Here is an 18,253-nt window from a genome sequence, read left to right on the forward strand (position 1 = left end):
ACACGCAAGACGACACGCTCAGTCTCTCTGCCGCCGATACTCTGTCGGCGACATACCAGTCACTGCGCGAAAGGCGCGCGTGAAGGCGCTGTGGTCGGCGAAACCGCAATTCAGCGCGATTTGGGCCACGCTGGTGTCGGTTTCACGCAACAGGCGGCAGCCAACGGTGATGCGCGTTTTCGTGATCAACTGCATGGGGCTGATGCCGTGGATGCGCTTGATGATGCGGGCGAAGCGGGCCGCTGTCATGCCTGCTTTACGAGCGAGGGATGATGGGCTCACCGGATCGTCGTAGGCGGATTCGAGATAGCGTAGCACGCGTGCGACCTCGGCGGACACGTCTTCACGACTCACGGGAGCCGCGAGGTCTTTGGAGATGCCGATGAGGCCCGTCACGCGTCCGTTTTCATCGCGGATGGGCAGCTTGCTCGTCAGTCCCCACACCGGCACATTCGGCCTGCGCCAGAAAAGCTCCAGCCGCTCCACGATGGGCTGCCCGGTGCGCAGCACCTGCTGATCCTGCTCGGTGGGAATGCGTCCGTAATCACCTGGGCAGACATCACAGGGCCGTCGGCCAAGCATTTGGGATTTGTGCTTCAATCCATGCCGTTCGACGAGCGATTGATTCACCACCAAGTAGCGCCCCGAGGCATCCTTGATGAAAAAGGCCGTGTCGTGCATCAGATCGGCCAGTTGCTCGATCATGCGTGCATCCATCAGCAAGGTGCCTTGCTTGGAAAGGGTGCCCGGAAAGGCTGGAGCGGCTTTTTTCATGCGGTGAGGATGCCTCACAAAATGGCCGCTGGCGGGCTGCCTGCCACCCGTTTCGTCATTGTGCGGCTTTTGTCGGCGTGGGCGGTCAGAAAGGTCAAGACATCGGGGCTGCCTCTGCCCGATCATGATCGGATCATGCACCGCCACTTTTGCATCCTTCTCGCCACGTTTCTCATGAGCAATGCCGCATTATCCGCCGATGAAATCGCCGAGCTGCAAAGCCGGGCCAAGAGCGGTGATGCCAAGGCCCAGCTCGAACTCGCTATTCGACTGCGCGATGGCAAAGGCGCAACAAAAGACGATGCCGGGGCCATGCAGTGGGCACACAAGGCCGCCGACGCCGGCAATGCGGATGCGCAAGACTTCGTCGGCTTTGCCTATCTTCGTGGCGCGGTGGTGAAAAGGAACACCACGCTCGCTATCGCTTACTTCAAAGAAGCAGCGGATGAATCGGCTCAAGCAGCCTTCAACCTCGGCCAGTGTTACTATGGCGCTCAAGGCACCAAGCAGGATTGTGCTCAGGGACTCGAATGGTGGGAGAAAGCGGCAGCGAAAGGCCATGGTCGTGCCGCAGCCGCCGCAGCGATGGCTTTTCACGCGGGCGAAGGCATTCCCCGTGATTCTGCGAAGGCTCGCAAGCTCGCCGAGCGTGCAGCGGAGCTGGGTAATGCAGGTGGACTCGTTTTCCTCGGCGAATTGCAGTTCCAAGCCGGTGAAATCGAAGCCGCGAAAGCGAGCTGGACCAAAGCCTCGCAACTCCAGCCCACCACCGCGACCGGGCATCCCGCGCAGCCGTCCGACAACGCCTCCGCGCAGCAAGGGGCGGACCTCTTGAAGCTCATCGACTATCGCCAGCGCAAGAGCGAGCCGGGCAAGTTCGCCTTCGTGCAGATGCCGCACATCCTCCAAGGCTATAACAACTGCGGCAGCACCGCCTGCGCCATCTTTGCCCGCTTCCAGGGCAGCGACATCTGCGGCTGGGACTTCAAAAAACTCTGCCCATCGCCCCTCGGCACAGGCACCGACTGGTGGCATCTACTCGATGCTTCAAAGAAGATCGGTCAGCATTGGAAACTCGTCACCTACACACCCGATGACGACGGATTCGCCCAAGCCACAGCCATGCTGCGCAGCGAACTCGATGCCGGACGTCCCGTCGTCGTCGATTTCAAATACATCGGCCCGCAATATGCCGGAGGCTTCGCCGGCCACACGCTGAACGTTTGCGGCTACATCGCGAAAGACGATCTCTACATCCTCTGCAATCCCGCCGTCGTCACGCCCGGCATTCAACTCATCACGGCAGATGATTTGAAGAACTTCTGGCGCTCCAATTACTACGGTGCCCAGGCGAAAGGTGTGCTCTCGCGGCCAGCGTTTGTGATCCACCAACGTTTATGAATCCAAACCCTGATGAAAGTCTCCGTGCCCGCTGGCAGTGGCGTCACGCGACGGTTTTTGCATCTCAAAGCAACCAGGACATAGCTTCACTGCGCCACTGAATCCGAAAGACAGCAATGCCCACTCAACACGCACTCTCTTCCGTTGCCGCAGTGATCACGCGGGCAGGGAGAATCATTCCCCTGCGGCGGCTGGCGGGTGCGATTCTGTTGCTCGCGCCTGTGGTGGCACGGGCTGGGTTCATTGCGACGGATGGCTTTGACTCTTACCCGGTGGGTGCTGTGACGGGACAGGGTGCGGCGGCAAGCGGTTGGGCTGGTGCGTGGGCTGCGGGTCCGGCAGTCGGACTGAACAGCGAGATGGTGGACACCAGTGTGAGCGGAGCCTTGAGCTTTACGCCGACGGGTGGGACAGCGATCAGCGGTGGACGGCGGGCGCTGGAAATCTACCCGCCTGCCGGAGTCGGCGGCAATGGCATGACGGGCATCACGACCACGCGGCAGTTGTTCGCGCCGCAGACCGGCACGTTCTACGTCGCCTACGCGATCAAATGGCAGTCGGGAGTGTTCAACAGTGGCGATACGCTAGCGATTCATCTGACGGACAGCGCTACCGATGCGGATCGCGGATTCAACTTCGGCTATCGCGGTCTGCCGGGCACCTACGGTGTGATGTGTCGCAAGGGCACGGGCAATCCTGTCGCCGGCGCGTTCGTGAATTTCACCGGAAACACCACGGTGCGCTATCTCGTGGCGAAGTTTGAAAAGGTCGCTTCGGCCAACTACAACAAGATCACCGTGTGGCTGAATCCGGGTGTGACCTCCGAGGTGGATCTGCCGAATGGAAACTGCCAGCTGACGGGCATCGACTCGGGCGTGGCCAGTGTTTCATCGGTCAATCTGCGTGTGGAAAATCTCAAAGGGCCGGATGCAACGAGCAATGGCGACGACCGTGTGCGAATGGACTCGCTCACGCTGGCGACGGCTTTTAGCGACGTGACGCTCAACGTGAATCCAGGGCCGCGCCCGTTCATCTGGGTGCGGGACTTGGACAAAGCGCCCATCCTTGCCAAGATCGCGGGCAACGCCTGGGCGACGAGCGTCTATAACGGAATGGTTTCGCGGGTGGCGGCGGACGTGGCCAGCCATCAATCCAACCGCGATGCGTTCCTGCGCCAGCTCCCGGTGGATTGGACGCTGGTCCCGGCCAAGTTCAAAACCATCCCGGCTTACTCGGAGAGTTCGGTGCGCTACCCGGCCGAGGCCAAGTTCAACGACGGCCTGGATTGCGCCGTGCTTTACTACCTGACGGGCGATGCCAAATACGCCCAATGCGCGGCGGATATCTTGCACAATGCGGTGAAGACCCTGTTGCCGGTGGCTACTTCCACAGACGTCGGAAATGGCGGCTGGATTTTTCAGGATGATTTTCTCAAGGAGGCACGAGTGACAGGCACGCAGTTGCCGATCATTTACGACCTTCTCAACTCCTGGCTTCAGACCAACCAAGTCTATGACGTGCAGACGGCGGGCATGGTCAGCTTCAACTTCACCAACGGCCAGAGCGTGTTTCGCACGCTCTATGAACTGGCTCGGGATCACGGGCAGAAGGACAGCAACTGGTCCGCCCTCATGTCCACCACCATGCTCAACAACCTCCTCGCGCTGGACAGCGCTACGGAGCGCGCCACGGCCTTGCAGGTTTACCTCGTCACAGGAACCAGCAGGCAGGCCTCGCTGGACTATGACTACCGTGTTTACACCCAGCAGGGCGACATCTGGCCCGAGTCGCTGCAATATGCCGGTGACGTGGGACAAATACGCTCCACACACCTGGTGTTGCTCGAGCGCATTGACCCGAACCTAGCACTGTTCGACGCGTATCCCAATCTGCCCTTGAGCCTGCCGCGCATCAGCTATCTGCTCTATCCCAATGGCCAGCAGATCAGCTTTGGCGATGGCCATCGAGCCGCCGACGGCCAGCCGTTCTCCCGCTATGAACTGGTTTATCAACATGCGAAGGCGAGAGGGCGGACCGATCTCACCTCCTTCTTCGGCTCGCTGATCAACGGCGGCGTGGCGGCCAGTCAATACAATCGCTCCACTCTGAATGCATACGATCCCCTGGGGATGCACGACGACCCGCTCCAACTGCTCTGGCAGGCGCCAAGTCTCTCGGAGCCGGGGGTGACGCCGGAATTGCCCAGGACGGACACACTGCCCTATGCCGGCATCGCTCTGCAAAGAAATCTCGCGACCAACAACAATCCAGCCAACGCCTTCATGGCCTTCGTCGGCGGCGCGGGGCATGTTCATTCTCATGCCAGTGGCATGAGCATGGAGCTTTATGGATTGGGTCAGGTGATGGGCACCAAATCCGGACGAGATGATTATGGCACCACGCTGCATGAGAACTACTACCGGCTCTTCGCCTCCAACAACACGGTGATAGTCAACGGCGCGTCGCGGGGTGAGGGCGGATGGGAAAACATCGACATCAACACGGTGCAGACGGTGGCCATGGAGCCGAATGCATTTCAAGCTGCGGTCTCGCCCGATGTCTCGTTCACTTGCAGCTCATTCCTCGATAACAAAGGCACGCTCGCGGAAGGCACCCAACAACGCACGCTCGCGATCGTCCGCACGTCGACCACGACCGGCTATTACGTGGATATCTTCCGTTCTAAATCCAGCGTTGCCAATCAGTTCCACGACTACATCTACCACAACATCGGCACTACGCTCACGCTGGAGTCCAATGCGGCCACCTTGCCGCTCACCAGTGCTCCCACTCGTTTTCAGACAGATATCGGGGATGCGTATCAACAGCCCGGTTGGCGCTACTTCACCAACACCATGGTCTCCAGTGCGACGGCCAATGCAGTGCGGGGACGTTTCACCGGCACTCCGACAAGCAACCCCACGCTGCACATGGATCTCCACATCCCCGGTGCTGCGGACCGCGAGTATTCCACGGTCAGCGCTCCAGCGATTGTCGATGCGCCCTCACCCTTTAACAGCCAGCTCTCCAAGGCCCTCGTCGTCCGCCAACCCGGTGAGGCATGGGACCGACCGTTCGCCGTCGTTTTCGAACCCCACACGGGCAGCGCCACCAGCGGCACCGTGACCAATGTCACCAAGCTCGAAAAGAACGGCGTGCTCGTCGGCCTCAAAGTCGAAAGCACCGTCGCCTCGCAGAACATCGTTCAATACTTCCTCTCCAACGATGCCTCGACCGACACCTACACCGACGACGCCCTAGGCATCGCTTTCACCGGACGTTTCGCCGTCATCACCGACAAAGGCAACGGCACCGGCTCACTCTACGTGGGCGACGGCGCAAGCCTGCAATACCAAGGTCGAAAAGCCGTCTCGCAGTCAGGCGCGAACACCCAATTCAACATCGCCTTCACCACCAGCCCGACTCCAACTATCACCACCAACGCGCCACTGCTGCTGCCGCCGAGCATCAGCGCCATCGCCGATCAGACGCTGCCGCTGAACTCCGGCACCGCCGTCATTCCCTTCACGATCGGCGACCTGAACTCTGCCGCAACTTCACTGCAAGTCAGCGTCGCATCGTCGAACACACAGCTCGTCCCACTGAGCAGCATCGTCATCGGCGGTAGTGGAGCCAGCCGCACCGTCACCGTCACGCCCGCGTTCATGCAGACGGGCGCATCCACCGTCACACTCACCGTCAGCGACGGCGTACTCACCAGCACCGAGACCTTCCTCGTCACCGTCGATGAACTCGCCTTTGGCCGCTTCGCCTACCTCTTCGACTACGATGCCAACTTCGAAGGTTGGACCATCAATACCAGCCTCTCAGCAGCCAGCGTCTCCGCCGGAGCACTCTCCGCAACCATCATCGGCACCGACCCGCGATTCAATCGCACGACCGCATTGGACATCTCCGGCGACAACGTCCCCGTCGTGCTCGTGCGCATGAAAAGCAGCGCCGGCGGCAGCGCCCAATTCTTCTTCGGCAACGAACTCGGCGGAGTCAGTGCCGCAAACTCCGTGACCTTCGCAGTGCCCGCAGGCAGCGTCTATAAATGGTATGCCGTCAACGTCGCCGCCAACGCCAACTGGACAGGCCACACCATCAAAGCCCTGCGCCTCGATCCTCCGGGCAGCACCGGCACCGTGAGTGTCGATGCCATCATCGGCAGCGACGGCGATTTCAACGACAACGGCATCCCCGACACCTGGGAAGTCACCAATCAACTCGACCCCACCACTGCCGCGAACCCGCAACTCGACACCGACAGCGACGGCAGCCCCGACCTCCTCGAATACGCCACCGCGATGAATCCCAACACCAGCGATGCCGTCCCGATCTCCGCCGCCACGACAGCCACGACCCTCGACTTCGTTTACCGGAAAAACAAAGCTGCCACCGACCTGACCTACACCGTCGAATGGAGCGACACCCTCGGCAACGACTGGAGCATCTTCGGTGTGAGTGCTCCGACCATCCTCAGCGACGATGGCACCACGCAGCAAATCAAAGTCACCGTGCCTGCTGGCAGCGGAGTGGCACGGCGCTTCGTGAGGCTGCGTGTGACAAGGTAAACTTTAGTTGATGCCGTCACCTCTCCATGAAACACCTTTTCACACTCGCCCTATTCCTTTCCTCATTCTGCATTCGTCATTCTGCATTTTCGGCGCAGCCTAACATCCTTGTCATCCTCGCCGATGATGTGGGCTGGGGCGATGCCGGTTGTTATGGCGCGACTTTGGTCAAGACGCCGAACATCGACCGCCTCGCACGTGAGGGGCAGCGTTTCGAGAATGGGCACGCCTCCGCCGCTGTTTGCACGCCCACGCGCTACTCGCTGATCACCGGGCAGTATTCATGGCGCAACAAAGCGGATGGCTTGAACAAAGGCGTCGCCAAAGGAGACGCGCCGTTACTCATTCCCACCACCATGACCACCGCGCCCGGATTGCTGAAACAGGCGGGCTACCGCACCGCGCTCATCGGCAAATGGCATCTCGGCTTTGGCCTGACGAAGCCCGACTTCAATCAAGAACTCCGCCCTGGTCCGCTGGAGATCGGCTTTCACGAGTTTTTCGGCATCCCCGCCACCAACGACCGCATCCCCACCGTGTTCGTGCGCGACTACCGCGTCGTTGGTCTCGATGCCAGTGACCCCATCCACTACAGCTTCGACAAAGACGAGGCCAAGAGCCAGGGCATGAGCCCCTGGGCTGCCGGACGCAACCGCATCGGCTGGGCGAAAGGCGGCAAATCCGCGTGGTGGAAAGACACCGAAATCGCCGACACCCACACCCGCGAATGTGTCCAGTTCATCGAGCGAAACAAGGCCGCGAAGTTCTTCCTGCTCTTCGCCCCGCACAACGTCCACGCGCCTGCTATTCCTGGCCCACGCTTCGTCGGCAGCAGCGGCCTGACGCCTCGCGCCGATATGCTGCAAGAGCTCGACGCCTCCATCGGCGAACTCCTCCATACACTCGACCGCCTCAGCCTCACCAATGACACCCTCATCATCTACAGCAGCGACAACGGAGCCTATGTTAGCGACGAAAAAGGCCACAAGCCCACCGGACCCTATCGCGGCAAAAAATCCCAGCTCTGGGAAGGCGGCACCCGCGTGCCCTTCATCGTCCGCTGGCCCGCCCGCATCCAGCCTGGCGTCTCGACGGACCTCGCCTCCACCCTCGACGCACCCGCCACCCTCTGCGCCGCCGCAGGCATCACGCTGCCCAAAGATGCACTGCCCGACAGCTTCAACCTCCTGCCCGTCATGCTCGGCGAAAAAGACGCGCCCAAACGAGACCACCTCGTCCTCATGAGCGGCAACGGCGACCTCGCCATCCGCAGCCGCCAGTGGAAATACATTCCCGATCTGAGTGTGGCCGATGGCTGGTATGCCGGAAAAAAGAAGGCCGCCAACGCCCCGAAGAAAGCTGCGCTCTACGATCTCTCCAAAGACCCCGGCGAGAAGCAAAACCTCATCCAAGAAAATCCCGCCGAAGCCCAACGTCTCGCTGATCTGCTCGCGAAAGACCAATCCAGCCCCGTCACGCGTCCAGAGTAACTTTTCCCGAGCCTGCCCCGTCCGCCCACTACATGAAAACTATCATCACCGCCCTGGCAACCTGTCTGCTCCTCTGCGTGCAGGCTTTGGCTGCCACTGCGCAGAACCCCAACATCCTCGTCATCCTCGCCGACGATCTCGGCTATGGCGACCTGGGCTGCTATGGCGCGAGGGACATCCGCACTCCGCATCTCGACAAGATGGCATCCGAGGGCTTGAAGCTCACTTCTTTCTATGCGCAACCGATTTGCGGACCGAGCCGTGCGGCCTTGATGACCGGTTGTTATCCCATCCGTATCGGCGAAGTCGCGAATGGCAAAAACGGCCACACGTTGCCGCATCCTCGCGAGGTGACGATTGCGGAGATGCTGCGGGATGTCGGCTACCGCACCGGCATCGTCGGCAAATGGCACCTCGGCATGAGCGCAGGTTGCGATCCTGGCTCGCAAGGGTTTGAACATGCCTACTTCACGCCAGCATTCAACGGAGCCTCCCGCAGCATCAAGCCTGGGGCCGTCGTGCCCTTCATGCGGGCACCCAGCAAGATCGTCCGCACCATCAAGACACAGGCCGACATGGACACTCTCACCGCCGATTGCACCCGCGAGGCGCTGGAGTTTATGCGAGCGTCGAAGGACAAACCCTTCTTCCTTTACCTCGCCTACCACATGCCGCATGTGCCGCTTGGCGTGTCCGAGAAGTTTCGCGGCAAGTCAAAGCGTGGCTTGTATGGCGATGCCGTGGAGGAACTCGACTCCGCCATCGGTGATGTCTTCGCCGAGCTGAAGAAACTCAGTCTCGATGACAACACTCTCGTCGTCTTCACCAGCGATAACGGCCCCTGGATCGATAGACAAATCGGTGACCACGGCGGCAGCCCGCTGCCCTTTCGCGGAGGAAAAATGACGACATGGGAAGGCGGCTGGCGCGTCCCCGGCATCGTGCGCTGGCCCGGTAAAGTCCGCGCGGGAGAAACCAGCGACGGCATCGCTTCCACCATCGACCTCCTGCCCACCTTCGCCGCCATGTCCGGAGCGAAGCTCCCCGGAGCCAAACTCGACGGCCAGGACCTCACCGATTTCCTCACGAAGCCTAAAGCCCCCAGCCCGCGCGAAACCTTCCTCTACCACAACGGCTCCCGCCTCACCGCCGTGCGGCACAAGGACTGGAAACTCGTCTTCGCCCGGCCCGCTGGCGGCGAGATGCCCTACATGCCTGCCTTCGTCACCGGCCACATCGAAGCCCTGCCCACCGACCAACTCTACAACCTCCGCACTGACCCAGCCGAGTCGAAGAACCTTGCTGCCGAGCACCCCGAGGTCATGAAACTCATCACCAAGCTTGCCGATGAAGCCCGCACCGAACTCGGTGACTTCACTGGCCCCGGCAGCGGGGCCCACTTCTTTGAGGCAGGCACCCACTGGCCGCACACTGGCATCGAGTCAAAACCCGAGCGTCGAAGCAAGGCAAAGCAAACCAAGTAACTCAAAGCCACCTAAACCATGAGACCGCTCCTCCTTCTCTTCGCGCTTTGCACCACTGCTTTCTCTGCGGAAAAACCCAACATCCTCGTCATCCTCGCTGACGACCTCGGTTACGGCGATGTGCAGTGCAATAACCCCGAGCGCGGCAAGATCCCCACGCCGAATATCGACAAGCTCGCGTCGCAAGGTATGCGCTTCACGGATGGGCACTCGTCCTCCGGCGTGTGCTCACCTTCCCGCTACACCTTGCTTACCGGACGCTATCACTGGCGCACGCGGTTGCAGCGCAGCATCGTCGGCGTGTTTGGCGAGCCGTTGATCGCGCCGGATCGCATTACTATCGGCACGCTGGCGAAGAAGCAGGGCTATCGCACGGCGTGCATCGGCAAATGGCACCTCGGATGGGATTGGCCGATCACGAAAGAGCAGCGCCCCTTGCACGAGCCGATGAAGCAGCCGGAGGATGAAGCGAACAAGCCGAACAAGAGAGCAGCCAAAGCCGGAGCCGTCGCCACCGAGCAGCAGATCGCGGCATGGCGTGACATCTTCTCGAAACCCATCGCTGGTGGCCCGAGCACGCGCGGCTTTGATCTCTACTTCGGCACCGACGTTCCGAACTGGCCGCCGTTTTGTTTCATCGAGAACGATCGCACGCTCGGCATTCCCACCGAGTTCCTGCCGCCGGAATACATGGTAAAAAACCAGGCTAGCAACCAAGGCCCGGCGCTCAAGGATTGGAAGCTCGAAGGCATCCTGCCGGCACTCGGCGACCGCACGATCCAATTCATCGATGAGTCCGCGAAGAAGAAGGAACCTTTTCTCATTTACATGCCGCTCACCTCGCCGCACACGCCGCTTGCGGTGAATCCCGAGTGGAAGGACAAGAGCAAACTGAATCTCTTCGCGGATTTCGTGATGGAGACCGATGCCGTGGTGGGTCGCGTGCTCGATGCACTGGAGAAAAGCGGCGCGGCGGACAACACGCTCGTCGTCTTCACCGCCGACAACGGCTGTGCACCCTACATCGGTGTGGAGGATCTCGAAAAGATGGGTCATTACCCGAGTGGCCCGTTGCGCGGCTACAAGGCTGATGCCTGGGAAGGCGGACACCGCGTCCCCTTCATCGTGCGCTGGCCCGGCAAGGTCAAGGCGGGCACGGTGTGCAACCAACTCGTCTATCAAGCCGACCTCATCCGCACCTTTGCCGATGTCTTCGGCGTGCAACTGCCAGACACCGCTGGTGAAGATAGCTTCAGCCTCATGCCCTTGCTCAAAGGCGAAGATAAACCCATCCGCCAGAACGCCGTGAGCGCCTCCATCAACGGCATCCCGTCCGTGCGCAGCGGCACTTGGAAATACATCCCCGCAGCAGGTTCCGGCGGTTGGGGAAAAGGCGGCGATCAATCGCAGCCCATCCAGCTCTACGATCTCGCCGATGACCTGGGTGAAACCAAGAACCTCGCGGCCACGATGCCCGAGAAGGTCGCCGAGATGAAAGCGCTGCTGGAGAAGCTCATCACCAATGGCCGCAGCACGCCCGGCGCACAGCAGAAGAACGATGTCGACGTCGTGCGCTATCCGCGCGTAGAAGCCCCCAAGCGAAAAGCCAAAGCCAAGAAATAGTCTGACACATGAAGCGCCTGCTCGCCCTCTTTGCTCTCCAATCACTCGCCTTCGCCGCCGCGCCGCGTGACTCGATTCCTCTCGATGCGCTGCAGTGGCCGCTGAACTATCGCCTGCATCTCGATGGCGCTGCCAAGGTGAAGCTGAGCGATGATTTGACGATCACGCTCGATGTCAACGGGACGCACGACATCGCCGTGGAGCATCCAGCAAATGGTGCGCCGGTTCTGCGTGTTTGGAGTGGTGACAAGCTCGTGCGTGGGCCTGAGGATGTGCCGACTCTGGTGCAAACAGGGGCGAAAGATTTCCCTGATGCGGGTCTCGATCTCGGCGCTGACTTCACGGCGATGGCGACATTCGAAGCGACCGGCCAGGGCACCTTGTTCTCCAAATGCGCTCCGACGGGCAAGTGGTCGCCGGATGCGAAGGCGCTCTTCATTCGCGGTGGCAGGCTCGTTTATGACATCGGCTGGCTTGGAGCGATGACCGGTGGTCCCAAGGTCAATGATGGCAAGCCGCACACGGTAGTGCTCACGGTGCGCGATGGCGCTGCTCAGTTGTGGCTGGATGGAAAGCAGATCGCGCAGAAGGCCAAGTTCACGAGGCCAGACCAAATGGAGAATGTCTTCAAAGTGGGTCGTGCTGCGCCGAACTTCGCAGGCGATCTCACGAAGGGAAACATTCGCGCGGTGCGCGTGTGGAAGCGTGCGTTGCCTGATGCGGAGATGTCGTTGTTGTTCAAGAACGACGGCTCAGGTGCCAACACGCCCGACTTCACGTATCAGCCGAAGGCGGGCAGCAAGCCCATCGTGGAAGGCGGGAGCGGTTGGGTGCAGGCGCTGGAGCGCAGCGATCACGTAGAGATCGTGGGCGGCTGGAGTGCCAAGACGCTCGAAGAAGGCGCAGCGATTTACAAGTCGCTCTGCGTCGTGTGCCACGGCACGAAGGAGCAGCCAGGATCGCTGCCCACCGCGCTGCGTTTTGCTGAAGGGCAGTTCAAAAACGGCAGCGATCCGTTCTCGATGTATCTCACGCTCACCAAAGGCTTCGGCCAGATGGTGCCGCAGCCGCAATACACCACCGCGCAGAAGTATGCGGTCATCCATTACATCCGCGAGACCTTCCTGCGCCCGCACAATCCCTCACAGCTCAAGGACATCGACCTCGCCTCGCTACCACGCGGTCTCGCCCGTGCCGAGGCCGAAAAGATCGACACCACGCTGCCGCCGTATCAACGCATGGAACTCGGCAACGCGCTGTTTTGGACGCTCGAGGTCGCTGCGGGAAACATCGCGCAAAAAGGCATCGCCATCCGCCTCGATGACGGCCCTGGCGGCGTGACGAAAGGCCGTGCTTGGATGGTCTATGATCACGACACGATGGCCAACGTCACCGCCACCACTGGCAGCTTCGTAGACTGGAAGGGCATCGCTTTCGATGGCAGCCATGGCACGCACACGAGTCTTACGGGTGAGCGTCATTTCATCAATGCTGGCGGACTCGGCTATAGCACGGGCGAACCCTTTACCGACCCACGCCCCAAGGGCAAGGATGGCAAGCCTTACGGCCCCGGACCCACTGCCTTTAAAGGTCTCTTCAAACATGGCAACAAGACCGTGCTAGCCATCGGCACGAATGGCACCACCGCTCTCGAATCGCCTTCATGGATCGACTACGGCAGCACGCCCATCTTTGTCCGCACCATCAATATCAACAACGGCATCACCTCGCATTATGTGCGCCTTGCGCCGGAGTCGATGAACGTGGTGGTGCAAGGCGATGGCAAGCTGATCAAGGAAAAGGGCGACTGGGTGCTGGAGATGCCCAACAACATCCGTGAGGTGAAGGCGCGTGTGTTCTTGTCCAAGTGCGATCCCGGTTCGCTCAACACGCTTGCTGCGAACTTCAATGAGCCCATGGACCTCATACCGCTCACCAAAGGCGGACCCGCGCAGTGGCCGCAGACCGTCACCACCACCTCGGTGGCAGGTAAGGAAGACGGTGCCTTCATTGCAGATGACTTCCCTTTGCCCCTGGAAAATCCGTTCCAAAGCTGGATGCGCCCCGGCGGCTTCGACTTCACGCCCGATGGCAAAGCCGCCATCGTGGCAATGTGGAATGGCGATGTGTGGCGAGTCGATGGTGTGATGGAGAAGGCTCCCGCGAAGCTGACGTGGCGCAGGATTGCCAGCGGCTTGTTTCAACCTCTCGGCGTGAAGTATTTCGGTGATGAACTGTATGTGCTCTGTCGGGATCAACTCGCCAAGCTCGTGGATCTCAACGCCGACGGAGAGACAGACTTCATCGAGTGCTTCAACAGCGACCATCAGGTCACCGAGCACTTCCATGAGTTCGCGATGGGCTTGCAGGTTGATAGTGCGGGCAACTTTTACTATGCCAAGTCAGGTCGTCACGCCTTGGACAGCGTGGTGCCGCAGCACGGCACGCTGTTGAGAGTCAACTCCGGTGGTCACAGCACCGATATCCTCGCCACCGGCTTCCGCGCGGCGAACGGTGTCTGTCTCAACGACGACGGCACTTTCTTTGTCACCGATCAAGAAGGCTTCTGGACGCCGAAGAACCGCATCAACCGCGTCAAAGTCGGTGGCTTCTACGGCAACATGTATGGCTACACCAGCGTCACTGACGAATCCGACTCCGCAATGGAGCAGCCGCTGGTGTGGATCACCAACGACAAAGACCGCAGCCCCGCCGAACTCATCTGGGTGCCAAAGAACGCCTGGGGCAATCTCGGCGGCTCGCTGCTCAATCTCAGCTACGGCACAGGCAAAGCCTTCATCATCCCCCACGAAGAAGTGAATGGCCAATGGCAAGGTGCCGTGTGCGAGCTGCCGACGCCTGCCTTCGCCACCGGCATCATGCGCGGTCGTTTCGGCGGCGATGGAGCCCTCTACACCTGCGGCATGTTCGCCTGGGCCGGAAACGCCACCTCACCCGGCGGATTTCACCGCATCCGTCGTGGAAACAAGCCCGCGCAGGTGCCGCTGGCTGTTCATGCGATGAAAGGAGCGATGAGTGTGACCTTCAGCGATCCTATCACCGACACGAAGAGCGCCATGAAAGTCTGGTCGCTCAAACGCACGAAGAACTACGGCTCCAAGCACCACGATGAGTACGACCTGACGATCCAGTCGGTGAAACTCGGTGACGACAAGCGCACTCTCACCCTGACCATCCCTGAACTCGCCCCGATACATTGCTACGAACTCAAAATCGGCAGCAGCGTGCTCCACGGAACCATTCACCAACTCGCCAACCCATGAAACAAGCCATCACACTGCTCTCAACGCTCGTCCTTGCTGCACAGCTACAAGCCGCGCCTCTCAAGGTCTTCATCCTCGCAGGCCAGTCGAACATGGAAGGCCATGCGAAGATCGAGACATTTGACTACATCGGCGATGATCCGGCGACGGCACCGCTGTTGAAGATGATGCGCGACGACAAGGGCGAACCGCGTGTGTGCGATCACACTTGGATCTCCTACTTCACCGGCAAATACGACGGCAGCGCGAATGGCGAGGGCACGGGGAAGCTCACGGCGGGCTATGGGGCGCGGGACGATGCAACGAAGTCGAATGGCAAAATCGGCTCGGAGTTCACTTTTGGCCTCACGATGGACGCGGCGCTCCAAGAGCCCGTCTTGATCATCAAGACCGCTTGGGGTGGTCGCAGCTTGAACACGGAGTTTCGTCCGCCGAGCGCGGGGCCGTATGAACTCAATGACTACCAGAAGAAGCTCTACTATGGCCCGCCCGGTCATGGAGTGCCGAAGGACATGAATGAATGGCTTGCGGAGAAGACGGCGGAAACGGGCCGCTTCTATCGCTACATGGTCGAGCATGTGAAGAACGTGCTCGCAGATCCCAAACGCGTTTGCCCGGCCTACGATGCGAAGGACGGCTACGAGATCGCTGGCTTCGTGTGGCTCCAAGGCTTCAACGACATGGTGGACGGCCACACGTATCCGGATCGCGGCAAGCCGGGACGCTTTGCGGTTTACAGCAACCTGCTCGCGCACTTCATCCGCGATGTGCGCAAAGATTTCGGTGCGCCGAAGATGCCCTTTGTCATCGGTGTCATGGGCGTAGGCGGTTTGAAGGCCGAGAAGGACACCGTCGCCTTCCGCGAGGCCATGACCGCGCCCGCCTTGATGCCGGAATTCAAAGGCAACGTCTTCGCCGTGCCCACCGCGCCGTTTTGGTCGGAAGAACTCGGTGCCATCGACGACAAACGCGCCCAGGTCCGCCAGATGGGCTTCTATTTGAACTCCAAGCACAAAGACCACGCGAACGCCGACGGCCACATGACCGAGCAGCAGAAGCGCGAGTATATCAAAGAGTACGAAGCCAAGCTCATCTCGCCCGCCGAAGAAGCTCTGTGGAAACGTGGTGCCTCAAATGCCGGCTATCATTACCTTGGCTGCGCGAAGACCTTTGCGCTGATGGGCAAGGCCTTTGCGGAGGCTCTGATCGGGTCTTCTCAACTCCAAAAATGATTCCACGCTTCATGAAATCGCAACGCTTCCTCATCGCGCTGCTCGCAGCGCCAAGCCTCGTCCTTGCAGCAGGCAAAAACGAATCCACTCCACCGCCAGATTTCACCCAGGGCGATGCGATCCCGGCCAAAGCCAAACACGACTGGAATCTCGGTGCCACAGGCCTGCGCGGCTGGATGCACTCCGACACGATGGTGACGAGTGACGCTCGACAGATCGCGATCACGAAAGTGGAACCGAAGTCGCCTGCCGATGGCGTGATCGCCGTGGGCGATGTGATTCTTGGCGTTGGTGGAAAAGCGTTTTCGCTCGATCCACGCACGGAACTCGGTCAGGCGCTCACTTTGTCCGAGACGGAAGCCGGTGGCGGCAAATTGATGCTCACGCGCTGGCGTGCTGGAAAGACGGCTGAGGTCGTTTTGAAGCTGCCGGTGCTCGGCAGCTACTCGCCGGCAGCTCCATTTGATTGCCCGAAGTCGAAGCGTATCCTCGAGCAAGGTTGCAAGGTGATCGCGGCCCGCATGGGTGCCTCGGATTACGCCAATCAAGACCCCATTCCGCGCTCGCTGAATGCTCTGGCCTTGCTGGCGAGCGGTGATGCCGCCTACCTGCCGCAGATCAAAAAAGAGGCGGAATGGGCGGCGGCGTATTCATCGGACAGCATGCAGACGTGGCACTACGGCTACGTGATGATGTTCCTCGGCGAATATGTGGCCGCCACGGGTGATCAGTCGGTGATGCCGGGCTTGAAACGCCTCGCGATGGAGTCCGCGAAAGGTCAGAGTGCTGTCGGCTCATGGGGTCATGGGTTTGCGAGGCCCGATGGACGTCTGGGCGGTTACGGCATGATGAACTCACCCGGCGTTCCACTGACGATCTCGCTCGTGCTGGCGCGTGAAGCGGGTGTCAAAGATCCCGCGGTGGATCTCGCCATCGAACGCAGCGCTCGACTGCTGCGCTTCTACATTGGCAAAGGAGCCATCCCTTATGGAGATCATCATCCGTGGATCGAGAATCACGAGGACAATGGCAAGTGCGGCATGGTTTCGGTGCTCTTCAGCCTGCTCGGCGAATCCAAAGGCGCGGAGTTCTTCTCGCGCATGAGCCTCGCCTCGCACGGCCCCGAGCGTGACACCGGTCACACCGGCAATTTCTTCAACATGCTCTGGGCGATGCCCGGTGTGGCTCACTCCGGCCCTCAGGCGACTGGCGCATGGATGCAGGAGTTTGGCGCGTGGTATTATGATCTGGCTCGACGTTCGGACGGCAGCTTTTTGCATCAAGGTCCGCCGGAGCGAGGCAACGACAGCTATGCTGGCTGGGATTGCACAGGCGCTTACTTGCTGGCCTACGCGATGCCGCTGAAGAAAATCCATCTCACCGGCAAGAAGCCCTGCGCAGTGCCTCAGCTCGATGCCGCCACAGCTCAAGCAATCGTCAACGACGGTCGCGGCTGGAACAACAAGGACCGCAACAGCTTCTACGATGCCTTGAACGACGAACAATTGCTCGAACGCTTGCGCAACTGGTCCCCCATCGTCCGTGAGCGAGCGGCGATGGCTCTCGGCCGCCGCAAGAGCGCTCCAGTCACCGCTTTGATCGACATGCTCGCGTCTTCGAGCCTCGACGCCCGTTACGGAGCGTGTCAGGGCCTGATCTTCCTCCGCGGACGTGCAGCGCCGGCTGTCGATGCCTTGCAAAAGACACTCTCAGATCCCGATCTCTGGTTGCGCATCAAGGCTGCTGAGGCGCTCGCCGCCATCGGCAAACCTGCCACGAAGACCGTGCCTAAACTGCTCGAACTGCTAGCGCAGGTGGACACGAAAAACGACCTGCGCGGCATGCAGCAGCGCTACCTCACGTTTGCGCTGTTTGACCGCGATGGCATGCTAAGCCGCTCGTTGGACGGCGTGGATCGCGAGGCGCTCTACACGGCGGTGAGAGCCGGATTGAAGAATCAAGATGGTCGCGCCCGTGGCAGCATCGGCTCCGTGTATCGGAATCTCTCGCTGGAGGAGATCAAACCGCTGCTGCCCGCCATCCACGAGGCCATCGTGCAGCCTGCGCCCAGTGGCGAAATGTTTGCCGACGGAATTCGCGTAGAGGGTCTGCGAGTCCTTGCACAGCATCATATCAAAGAAGGCATGACCGCATGCGTGAAATATACCCGCGAGCAAAACCCGTGGGCCAGCCAGAAGCGCACACCGGAAATCATGAAGATCCTTTTGGAATACGGCTCGCACGCGAAAGCCGTCATTCCCGAACTGGAGAAGATCGCCCACTACTTTGAAAAGGAAGAGCCGGACTTCCCCAAGAACCTCGGTCTGCAAAAAGCGAACTCCGTCCGCGACACCATCAAGGCCATCGAATCGAGCACGGACACACCAG

9 protein-coding genes are annotated in these 18,253 nt (G+C 60.4%); 8 read left to right on the top strand and 1 reads right to left on the bottom strand.

Annotation, left to right across the window (positions count from 1 at the left end; translation table 11 throughout):
- Window positions 1-18: 18 nt before the first annotated feature.
- Entirely contained in the window at window positions 19-774 is a 756-nt protein-coding gene (locus tag AC6FTP_RS11910; protein ID WP_497207141.1) for a helix-turn-helix domain-containing protein, read from the bottom strand.
- 135 nt (window positions 775-909) lie between these two features.
- On the opposite strand from AC6FTP_RS11910, the gene AC6FTP_RS11915 reads away from it, so the two are divergent.
- From AC6FTP_RS11915 to AC6FTP_RS11950, 8 genes are all read left to right on the top strand, one after another.
- Window positions 910-2,175: a hypothetical protein gene (locus tag AC6FTP_RS11915; RefSeq protein ID WP_497207142.1), complete on the top strand. Its 1,266-nt coding sequence runs from the start codon at window positions 910-912 to the stop codon at window positions 2,173-2,175.
- A gap of 116 nt (window positions 2,176-2,291) precedes the next feature.
- Window positions 2,292-6,752, top strand: coding sequence for an endo-acting ulvan lysase-like protein (locus tag AC6FTP_RS11920; protein ID WP_497207143.1), 4,461 nt, complete (start codon window positions 2,292-2,294; stop codon window positions 6,750-6,752).
- Between the two features lie 26 nt (window positions 6,753-6,778).
- Window positions 6,779-8,242, top strand: a complete 1,464-nt coding sequence (locus AC6FTP_RS11925; RefSeq protein ID WP_497207144.1) for a sulfatase family protein — start codon at window positions 6,779-6,781, stop codon at window positions 8,240-8,242.
- A gap of 32 nt (window positions 8,243-8,274) precedes the next feature.
- Entirely contained in the window at window positions 8,275-9,726 is a 1,452-nt protein-coding gene (locus AC6FTP_RS11930; RefSeq protein ID WP_497207145.1) for a sulfatase family protein, read from the top strand.
- Window positions 9,727-9,744: 18 nt separating this feature from the next.
- The gene (locus tag AC6FTP_RS11935; protein WP_497207146.1) at window positions 9,745-11,349 is read left to right on the top strand and encodes a sulfatase family protein; all 1,605 of its coding nucleotides are present in this window, start codon (window positions 9,745-9,747) and stop codon (window positions 11,347-11,349) included.
- Between the two features lie 8 nt (window positions 11,350-11,357).
- The gene (locus AC6FTP_RS11940) at window positions 11,358-14,633 is read left to right on the top strand and encodes a DUF6797 domain-containing protein (protein WP_497207147.1); all 3,276 of its coding nucleotides are present in this window, start codon (window positions 11,358-11,360) and stop codon (window positions 14,631-14,633) included.
- Window positions 14,630-15,865, top strand: coding sequence for a sialate O-acetylesterase (locus tag AC6FTP_RS11945; RefSeq protein ID WP_497207148.1), 1,236 nt, complete (start codon window positions 14,630-14,632; stop codon window positions 15,863-15,865). Before AC6FTP_RS11940 ends, AC6FTP_RS11945 begins: the two co-directional genes overlap by 4 nt.
- An 11-nt stretch (window positions 15,866-15,876) precedes the next feature.
- Window positions 15,877-18,253: DUF6288 domain-containing protein (locus AC6FTP_RS11950; RefSeq protein WP_497207149.1), on the top strand; the 2,377-nt coding region annotated here is incomplete at its 3' end.

The organism is Prosthecobacter sp., from assembly GCF_044378005.1.
In the GTDB taxonomy this organism is placed as follows: Bacteria; Verrucomicrobiota; Verrucomicrobiia; order Verrucomicrobiales; family Verrucomicrobiaceae; genus Prosthecobacter.

Coding starts and splice junctions, on each gene's coding strand:
- AC6FTP_RS11910 (WP_497207141.1), bottom strand. CDS start 774: ATGAAAAAAGCCGCTCCAGCCTTTCCGGGCACCCTTTCCAAGCAAGGC.
- AC6FTP_RS11915 (WP_497207142.1), top strand. CDS start 910: ATGCACCGCCACTTTTGCATCCTTCTCGCCACGTTTCTCATGAGCAAT.
- AC6FTP_RS11920 (WP_497207143.1), top strand. CDS start 2,292: ATGCCCACTCAACACGCACTCTCTTCCGTTGCCGCAGTGATCACGCGG.
- AC6FTP_RS11925 (WP_497207144.1), top strand. CDS start 6,779: ATGAAACACCTTTTCACACTCGCCCTATTCCTTTCCTCATTCTGCATT.
- AC6FTP_RS11930 (WP_497207145.1), top strand. CDS start 8,275: ATGAAAACTATCATCACCGCCCTGGCAACCTGTCTGCTCCTCTGCGTG.
- AC6FTP_RS11935 (WP_497207146.1), top strand. CDS start 9,745: ATGAGACCGCTCCTCCTTCTCTTCGCGCTTTGCACCACTGCTTTCTCT.
- AC6FTP_RS11940 (WP_497207147.1), top strand. CDS start 11,358: ATGAAGCGCCTGCTCGCCCTCTTTGCTCTCCAATCACTCGCCTTCGCC.
- AC6FTP_RS11945 (WP_497207148.1), top strand. CDS start 14,630: ATGAAACAAGCCATCACACTGCTCTCAACGCTCGTCCTTGCTGCACAG.